General features: G+C 71.8%; 5 protein-coding genes. 2 read left to right on the top strand and 3 right to left on the bottom strand.

The genetic code is table 11. The features are described from left to right. Positions 1-193: 193 nt before the first annotated feature. On the top strand, positions 194-643 hold the full coding sequence (locus AB0O15_RS30935) for an HIT family protein (protein ID WP_364325514.1): 450 nt from the start codon (positions 194-196) through the stop codon (positions 641-643). Between the two features lie 367 nt (positions 644-1010). Here the strand turns inward: AB0O15_RS30935 and AB0O15_RS30930 are convergent, their stop codons facing one another. The 3 genes from AB0O15_RS30930 to AB0O15_RS30920 are packed head-to-tail and all read right to left on the bottom strand — an operon-like array spanning position 1011 to position 5852. Continuing rightward, positions 1011-3461, bottom strand: a complete 2451-nt coding sequence (locus tag AB0O15_RS30930; protein WP_364325511.1) for a DUF3488 and transglutaminase-like domain-containing protein — start codon at positions 3459-3461, stop codon at positions 1011-1013. Positions 3462-3494: 33 nt separating this feature from the next. Further along, on the bottom strand, positions 3495-4796 hold the full coding sequence (locus AB0O15_RS30925) for a DUF58 domain-containing protein (protein WP_364325509.1): 1302 nt from the start codon (positions 4794-4796) through the stop codon (positions 3495-3497). Between the two features lie 3 nt (positions 4797-4799). Then, complete coding sequence (locus tag AB0O15_RS30920) at positions 4800-5852, bottom strand: MoxR family ATPase (protein ID WP_364325506.1); 1053 nt, start codon at positions 5850-5852, stop codon at positions 4800-4802. Between the two features lie 342 nt (positions 5853-6194). Here AB0O15_RS30920 and AB0O15_RS30915 point away from each other — a divergent pair, with 342 nt between their 5' ends. Then, positions 6195-9029 carry a M36 family metallopeptidase gene (locus tag AB0O15_RS30915; protein WP_364325503.1) on the top strand — a complete coding sequence of 945 codons (2835 nt, stop codon included), beginning with the start codon at positions 6195-6197 and terminating at the stop codon, positions 9027-9029. The last annotated feature ends 190 nt before the right edge of the window (positions 9030-9219 follow it).

The following is a 9219-nucleotide window of genomic DNA, read 5'->3' as shown; positions in this document are numbered from 1 at the left end:
TCGTACGGATCAAGGAGACACGACGTCAGCGAGCGACCAACACCCATTTTCAGCCCGGAACGGGCCACCTCGCCAGAGGCGACAGGGACTAGCCCTTTTCACCGTGCCGGCGTCCAGCTCTTCATCCACCGTGCCGGCGACTGGATCTCCTTCAACCGTGACGGCCGGCTGGATCTGGACCACTGTGGAACCCATGGACTGCTTCACCTGCCGGCAGACGTCAGCCGGGACGACGCTGCCTCCCCGCGAACGCATCGCCGAAGACGACCACTGGCGCGTGGCCCACAGTTTTGACAGCGCGCTGCCGGGGTGGCTGGTGCTCCTGCCGCGGCGGCACGTCACGGCGATCGCCGACCTCACCGACGCCGAGGCGGCCACCCTCGGCACCTGGCAGGTCCGCCTGTCCCGGGCCTTGCGCGAGGTGACCGGTTGCGTGAAGACCTACGTGATCCAGATGGCCGAACGCAACGGCTTCGCCCACGTCCACTTCCACATCGTCCCCCGCATGGCCGACCTCCCACCCGACCACCGCGGCCCACAGATCTTCCGTTATCTCGCCCAGCCCTCGCTTGCCCAAGTCCCGGACGACGAGAAGGACCGCCTGGCCCGAGCCATCGCCGCCCACCTGGCTCTGCCGACCTGACCGAGCCCCGCCGCGACGTCCGGAAATCCGCGCCCCGGTCCTTTCGGTGACTCCCGCCTGTGGACAGGCAACAGGATCGTCGAATTTCCCCGCTACGTTCCTACCCACCCAGTTCAGAGGTGGGGGAGGTGGCGGCGGCCGCGCGAAATCGCAAGATCATTCCGCGGGCCGGGCCGGGCCGGGCCGGGCCGGGCCGACGCGGGGCGAGGCGAGGCGAGGCGGTGCGAGGCGGTGCGACGCGAGGTGGGGCGGACGGTGCGGCGCGAGGCGGGGCGACGCGCGGCGGGGTGAGGCGGGTGAGGTAGGCGCTGGGGAAGAGAGCGGCCCACCGACCGTGAGGCAGGTGGGCCGCTTTGGGAAGGCTGGGTCAGCGCGCCCTCGAGGCCAGCAGGCGGCGGGGGCTGAAGCGGACCAGGGACTCGCGGATGCGGCTGAAGAAGCCGACCGTTCCGGCGGACGCGTCGCCGAGGGTGATGCGCCAGCGGAGCATCACGGACGGCGGCATCAGGGTGGCTACCAGGCGGGTGCGGCGGGGGGCTGAGCGGGACAGGCCCTTGCGTACGTGGGTGAGGGCCTGGTTCAGTTCGCCGCCCTGGAGGGGACGCCTGGCGTAGCGTGCCCGTTCCTCGGCCCGGCCCAGGAGGGTGGCCGAGTCGGCCGGCTGGGTGTCGAGTTCGGCCTCGCGGATCAGGCGCTGGGCGGTCACCCGGGGGGTCTCCGTGGGGTCGATCGGCACCCGGTAGTCGATCATGGTGTCGATGAGCTCGTCCCAGGCGGCGTGGGCGTCGGCCCGGGCCTGGGTGGTCTCCGCGGTCACGGTGATGTCGGGGGCGCCGGTCGCGCTGGCCACCGCCGGTTGTTTCTCCTTGACCGTGGCCGCGTGTCGGCGGCGCCGGGTCAGGCTGCGGCGCAGGGCGGGGACCAGGAGCAGGGCGATGATCAGGGCCGCGATGCCGACGATCAGGAGGGCCGTGGTGGAGGCGCCGGACGAGCCGGTTCCGCCGCCCGCGGCCAGGCCGGGGTCGTTGAAGTCGCGGTCGGGGCGTTCCGCGCCGGCGGGGCCCGCGGACGAGGACGCGTTGGGCGCCACGGGGGCGGTCGAGGACGACGCCTCGGGGTCGGGGGCGTCGACGTCGGGCGCCCAGTCGGAGCGGCTGGAGCCGACGACGCCGGAGGTCGGGGTGGCGTCGAACGGGACCCAGCCGAAGCCCTCGAAGTAGACCTCGGTCCAGGCGTGGGCGTTGCGGTTGGTGATCGTCCAGGTGTTGCCGTCGCGGTCGCCGCCGCGGGTGAAGCCGAACGCCACCCGGGCCGGGATGCCGGCCGCGCGGACCATCCAGGCCAGCGCCGAGGCGTACTGCTGGCAGTAGCCGGCCTTGCTCTCCAGGAACGAGGCGATGTCGGAGCTGGACGGGCCGTTGGCGCTGCTCTGCGTCTGGAGGCTGTAGGTGAAGTCGTTGTCCTTGGAGAAGTAGTTGTAGAGCGCCATGACCTTGTCGTACTCGGTGGCGGCGTTCCTGGTCAGGCGCTCGACCAGCGGGTCGACGGTCGCGTCGTCGGGGACCGTGGTGAGGGCCTTGAGCGTGTTGTCGGTGACCGGCTCGGCCCGGCGCAGCGCGGCCGGCGAGTAGCGGGCCCGGACGTAGTTGAACGAGTACTCCCGGCCGCGGGTGGTCTGCCGGTTCGAGTACACGACCGTCGTGGCCGGGTCGAAGTTCCAGGAGCTGCCCAGGTCTTCGGTGGTCACCGGCACCGAGTAGATCGGCGCGTACGCCATGGTCAGGTCGATGATCTTGACCTTGGCGTTGTACTGGGCGTACTGCACGCCGTTGCGCTGGATCTCGCGCGGGTCGGGCAGGGGGCGGGTGACCGGCTGCCCGGACGGGCTGCGGTTGGCGAAGCCCGCCGCGCTGGCCACGTCGGCCACGGCGAGGCGGAGGTAGAACGGGTCCTCCTCGGTCGTGGTCACCTGGATCATGTCCTTGGTCTCGCTCTGGCTGAGCGAGCCGCTGAGCGACGAGAACAGGTTGACCTTGCCGTTGCCACCACCGCCGAAGCCACCACCGGCGCCCGTGCCGACCTGGGTCAGGCGGGACAGGAGGCCGGTGTTGAGGCCGGGCACGATCACCGGGAGCAGGATCGCCGCGGCCACGCCGATCACGGCCAGCCGGCGGCCGGCGGCGGCCAGCGGGGACGGCTCCCACACGTCGACGTCGCGGCCGTCACCGGTGAAGCGGCGGCCGAACCGGCGTACCCGATCGACGTTGTCCGCGACCAGCAACCAGAGGAACCCGACCGCGCCCACGATGAACGGGAGCACCGGGACGCTCTCGACGAAGATGGCGACCGGCACCGAGTAGATGGCGAGCATGGGCAGGCCGGCCAGGGCGGGCTTGCGCATCAGCACGGTCATCACGTCGACCGCGATGGCGCAGCCGCCGACGCCGAGGACGGTGATGAACTGGAGGGCGTCGCGGTCGGGGACCGGCACGCCGTAGTTGCGGGTGTCCTCGCCGGCCTGGGTGAACAGCTGACCGAAGTGCTGGAACGTCTCGGGGCCGGGGATCAGCGCGAGGAACTCCTCGCCGCTGGGGAACGTCCAGGTCAGGATCAGCAGCAGGGTCACCACCTGGGCGAGCCCCTGACCCCAGCCGGGGAAGCGGAGGGTACGGGTGAGCACCGCCGCCCCGGCGGTCAGCCCGACCGCCAGGATGCACTGCATCAACCAGACCCACGAATCGAAGATCACGGAGAGCGGCGCCGCCGCCAGGAGGGTGGCACTGGCGGCCACCAGCCCGAGTCGCCTACGACCGGTCACGTCGAGGGGTCCCTTCGGGTCGAAGGATCAAGGTCATCGCCGGCCGCCCCCGGCCACCGTCTCGGCCATCGCCGCGCGCCATGCGAAGCCCTGCGAGCCTCGGGCCGCGGCCGGCCAGAGCGCGGGCAGGGTGTCGCCGTGGCGTACCGGCAGCGACCGCCAGCCGCTGCGGACCAGGGCCAGCGCCGCCGCCTCCTGCGCCCGGTCGGCCTCCTGCCGTTCCGGGTCGGGCAGGCTGATCCAGGTGGTGCTGTCGATGGCGAACCCGATGCAGGTGGCGCCGTTGCCGCGGAGCCCGCTGAGCACCTCGGCCTCGGCCACGGTCAGGCTGCCGAACAGGCCGATCACCAGGCCCCCGTCGGAGCGGCGGCGGACCTGTTCGACGAGCACCGAGATGTCGCCGTTCTGGGCCGTCGTCACGTCGGCCAGGGTGTCCAGGATGACGCCGTCGCCGGCCACCTCGGTCGCGTCGACGTCGATGCCGGTGCCGGTGACCAGGCGCAACTTGTAGCCCGCGTGGCGCAGGTGCACCGCGATGCTCGCCGCCGCGGACACCGCCCACTCGAAGCTGGCCGCCGGGCCCTCACCGCGGTGCGCGTACACCCGGGTGTCGAGGACCACGGTCGCCCGGCTCTCCCAGGGCTGTTCCTCGCGCCGGACCATCAGCTCGCCGGTGCGGGCGGTGGACCGCCAGTGCACCCGGCGCAGGTCGTCGCCGCGACGGTATTCCCGGGTCGCCGCGTCGTCCTCGCCGTGCACCGCGACCGAGCGGGCGCGGCTCTCGCCGGTGCCCGCGTACTCCCCGGCCAGGCGCACCGTGGGCAGCGGGACGACCTGGGGGATCACGGTCAGCCGGTCGATGCTGGGGAACGAGCGGTTCAGCTCGCACAGCCCGAACGGGTCGGTCAGCCGGATCACCAGCGGGCCGACCGGGTAGCGGCCGCGCACGTCGGCCCGCACGGTGTACGCCACCGAGCTGGCCTGATGGGCCCCGAGCCGTTCGAGCACGACCCGCGGCCGGGACCCGAGCGCGAACGGCAGCCGGTCTTCCAGCATCAGGGTGCCGGTGGGCAGCCGGGACAGGTTCTGCAGCCGCAGGATCACCCGCGCGCTCGAGCCGACCGGGGTGCGGCCGGGCTCCAGCGAGCGGGTGCAGGCGAGCTTGTAGCGGCTACGTCCCACGTACGCCGCGGCCAGCAGGGGTAGCGCGGCCAGCAGGATGGCCACCCGCAGCAGGTCACGCTCGCCGAGGATGAACGCCGACAGTCCGGCGGCGGCCGCGGCGGCGAGGAACGACCGGCCGCGGGTGGTCAGGCCCCGCATGGCCTCGCGCATCGGTCAGCGCCCCCGGGTGTCGTACGTGTTCCCCCGGTTGTCGCCGGCCTGGCGGGTGTCGTACGGCGACCGCGCCCGGTCGTGCGGCAGCGGGAGCCGGTGCACGATCTCGGCCACGATGGCGTCGGTGGTGCGCCGGTTCAGCTGAGCATCCGTGGTGGGGATGATGCGGTGGGCGAGCACCGGGACGGCCAGCGCCTGCAGGTCGTCGGGCAGGACGTAGTCGCGGCCCTCGAGCGCGGCGACCGCCTTGGCCGTGCGGACCAGCTGGAGCGTCGACCGCGGGGACGCGCCGAGACGGATCTCGGGGGCCTCCCGGGTGGCCGTGACCAGGGCGATCGCGTACTGCTGGACGGCGTCCGAGGCGTGCACGTCGCGGGCCGTGGCGATCAGCCGGCGGACCATCGCCGCGTCGGCCACGGCACGCAGGGCGTTCAGCGGGTCGACGGCGCCGTGCCCGGCGAGCATGGCCAGCTCGGCCCGCGGGTCGGGGTAGCCCATCGCGATCCGGGCGGTGAAGCGGTCGCGCTGCGCCTCGGGGAGGGGATAGGTGCCCTCCATCTCGATCGGGTTCTGCGTCGCGATCACCATGAACGGCGCCTGCAGCTCGTACGTGGTGCCGTCGACCGTGACCTGGCGCTCCTCCATGCACTCGAGCAACGCCGACTGGGTCTTGGGCGAGGCCCGGTTGATCTCGTCGCCGACCACCAGGTTGGCGAACACCGCGCCCGGCTTGAACTCGAAGTCGCGCTGCTCCTGGTTGTAGACGCTCACCCCGGTGACGTCACTGGGCAGCAGGTCGGGCGTGAACTGGATCCGCCGGACCGAGCAGTCGATGCTGCGGGCGAGCGCCTTGGCCAGCTTGGTCTTACCGACGCCGGGCACATCCTCGATGAGCAGATGGCCCTCGGCCAGCATCACCGCGAGGGCGAGCCGCACGGTGGCGTGCTTGCCCTCGATGACGTGCTCGATGTTCGCCATGATGGCCTCGGTGGCGACGCGGAACTCGTCGAGCTGCATCGGTCCGCCGGGCTCATCCCAGGTGGGGGTTGTCACGGGCCTCCTCCATGTCGTCCTTGCCCTTTCCTACGTGCGTACACCGAAAGGGCACCGAAGGTTCGCGGGCGGCCGGCGGTCCGTGGGCCTCCGGCGCTCGCCGCCCGTTCTCCACAGGTTAGCCCGGTCACAGCGAGACGCCGACCCGGCCGGGGGACAGGATGCCAGTAAGGGTCAACCGGACGAACATCACGGTCGGGTAAAGAATCGGACATCGATCTGGTTACCTAAGTCGATGGAGCAGAAGGATCGGCGATCGATGGAACACCCAAACGGGTTGCCGGTCGTGACGCGCTCCACGAGAGCCCCGGCCGTGGCCCGGACAGGCCGAGGGGACCTGAAGTGACAAATCTGTATGCACCACCCAGCCGGCGGTGGCTGGCCTCCGCCGCGGGCGTGGTGTTACTCGCCGGGCTGCTGCCGGCGACCGCGCAGGCCGCGCCCGCCGCCCCGGCGCCCCAGCCGGCGAACACAACCGCCGAGCTGCCCAACTTCGATGCGCGTGATCTCACTCCGGCCAGGACCGGCACGGCCGCCGCGAAGCGCGCCCTGGCCGCGGACAAGGCCGGATCGCCGGCCCGCGACCTGCGTGCCGCGCTCGGCGTGCAGGGCGTCGTCGAGATCGACCGGGCGACCGGTACACCCCGCCAGGTCGCGAAGCTCGACGGCTTCTTGACCGCCGCCAGCAAGGCCGCGCCGGAGAAGATCGCCCGCGACTACCTGGCCGCGCACAGCGACGTCTTCGGTCTCACCTCGGGCGACAACGCCGGGCTGAAGCTGCGCAAGGACTACGTCGACATCGCGGGCACCCACCACCTGAGCTTCACGCAGAGCGTGGGCGGCGTGGAGGTCTTCGGCAACGGCGTCAAGGCGCACATCGCCAAGGACGGCCGGCTCGTCTCGGTGGACGGCTCCCCGCTCGCCGGCCTGCCCGCCTCGGTCGGCGACGCGAAGCTCGACGCCACGGCCGCCCGCAAGGCCGCCGTGCGGGACGTCTTCGGCGACTCCACGGCGACGGTGAAGTCGGCCGCCGCCGGAACCACCAAGTTCAGCGACGGCGGCAACGCCCGCCAGGTCGTCTTCAACACCGCCGGCCCGCGGCTGGCCTGGCAGGTGACCTCGATGGACGAGGGCTACCTGAGCGTGGTCGACGCGGCCGACAGCAAGGTCCTGTTCCGGCAGAACATCGTCGCCAACGACCACGCGCAGACCTGGGAGAACTACCCGGGTGCCCCGTCCGGCGGCACCCAGCACACGGTCAACCTGAACAAGTGGCTGCCGGTCGACGCCCCCAAGCTCGAGGGCAACGTCGCGCACGTCTTCTCCGACGTCAACGACGACGACACCGCCCAGGCCACCGAAGAGGTCCTGCCGGCCGCCAAGCGCAGCTTCGACTTCCCCTTCACCGACTTCTCGGCCCAGGTCGGCGGCCGCTGCTCGGCGCAGTACAAGTGCTCCTGGAACCCGGCCGTGCCGAACTCCTGGCAGACCAACCGGTCCCAGAACGCCACGCAGATGTACTGGTTCCTCGGCAACTGGCACGACCACCTGGCCGCCGCCCCGATCGGGTTCACCCGGGCGGCCGGCAACTTCGAGGCGGTCGACGGCGACGCGGTCGTGGGCAACGCGCTGGACGGCGCCAACACCGCGAACGGCCTGCCCGACGCCGACCACGACGACAACGCCAACATGGCCACCCCGGCCGACGGCACCTCGCCGCGGATGCAGATGTACCTGACGCTGCCCACCGCCACCCGCATCGCGTCGAACACCGGCGACGAGGCGGACGTGGTGTACCACGAGTACACCCACGGCCTCTCCAACCGCCTGGTGGTGGACGCGACCGGCAACTCCACGCTGAACAGCCAGCAGGCCGGCGCGATGGGCGAGGCCTGGAGCGACTGGTACGCGATGGACTACCTGGCGTCCCAGGGCCTGCTCCCGGACACCGCGACGGACGGCGAGCTCAAGGTCGGCGTCTACTGGTCCTCGGGCGGCTCCATCCGCACCGAGGCGACCGACTGCTCGCTGAACAGCACCGTCGCCGCCTGTGCCGGCACCCCGGCCGCGGGCAAGGGCGGCTACACCTACGGTGACTACGGCCGGATCCGTCCGTCCGGCGTCCCCGAGGTGCACGCCGACGGTGAGATCTGGGCGCAGACCCTGTGGGACCTGCGCAAGGTGATCGGCAGCCAGAAGGCTCGTTCGCTGGTGACCCGGGCGATGGAGCTCGCGCCGGCCGACCCGACCTTCCTGGACATGCGCAACTCGATCCTCCAGGCCGATCTGGTCGTCAACGACGGCAAGCTGCAGAAGAAGATCTGGACGGTCTTCGCCGACCGGGGCATGGGTTACTTCGCCGGGGCGCTGAACGCGGCCGACACCTCGCCGGTCGAGGACTTCTCGTTGCCGCCGAACCCGAACTCGCCGCGCGGCTCGCTCACCGGCACGGTCACCGACCAGGAGACCAGCCGGCCGGCGCCCGGTGTGACCGTCGCCTTCGGCGGGCACGCCTCCGGCTTCGCCGGTGACTACGCGGCCGTCACGGCGGCCAACGGCACGTACACGATCAGCGGGATCATCCCGGGCACCTACCCGAAGGTGTTCGCGCAGGGTGCGGGCTACGACCCGAACTCGGTCGCGGCCATCTCGATCCGGTCCGGCGCCAACCGCAAGGACTGGGCGGTGCGCCGGGACTGGGCGGCGGCCAGCGGTGGCGCCACGATCGTGTCGGCCACCGGCCCGGACTACACGTCCTTCGGCTGCGGCCCGATCGGCCTGATCGACCAGGGTCAGGGCTCCGGCTGGGGCTCCGACGTGGCCGCCAACGGCCAGAACGCGGTGGTCAAGCTGCCGGCCGCGGTCACCATCAGCCAGCTGGTGATCAACCCGTCCGCGACCTGCGGCGACGACGCCACCGCGGGCACCGGCGACTTCCGGGTGGAGACGTCCGCGGACGGCGCCACCTGGACCGTCGCGGCGTCCGGCCGGTTCCCGCTCAACACGGTGACCCCGCAGGTCGTGCCGGTCACGGCCGGCGGCACCAACGTCGGGTACGTCCGGTTCACGATGGTCAACTCGCAGGCGCAGGCGGCGGGGCTCTGCCCGGCCGCGGTCAGCGGCTGCACCTTCCTGGACTCCACCGAGCTGGCGATCTACGGATCTCCCACGGCGTGAGCCACTAGGTAGCAACAGGTGATACCGGTCGCCGTCGCACGGCGGCGACCGGTATCATGCAACACATGGCCCGGTCGTTCCTGCTTCTTAGCCGGCCGTGCTGACCCGTCACTCCTGACGTCAGCGCGGCGCCCCCTCCTGCGAGAGGGGCTTTTTTGTGCCCTCAAGCAGGCCGTGAAACGTCCGTGGC

This window comes from Actinoplanes sp. NPDC089786 (assembly GCF_040684855.1).
Classification (GTDB): domain Bacteria; phylum Actinomycetota; class Actinomycetes; order Mycobacteriales; family Micromonosporaceae; genus Actinoplanes.
Note: the sequence above shows the minus strand (reverse complement) of the source record. Positions and strands in the feature narration are given on the sequence as shown.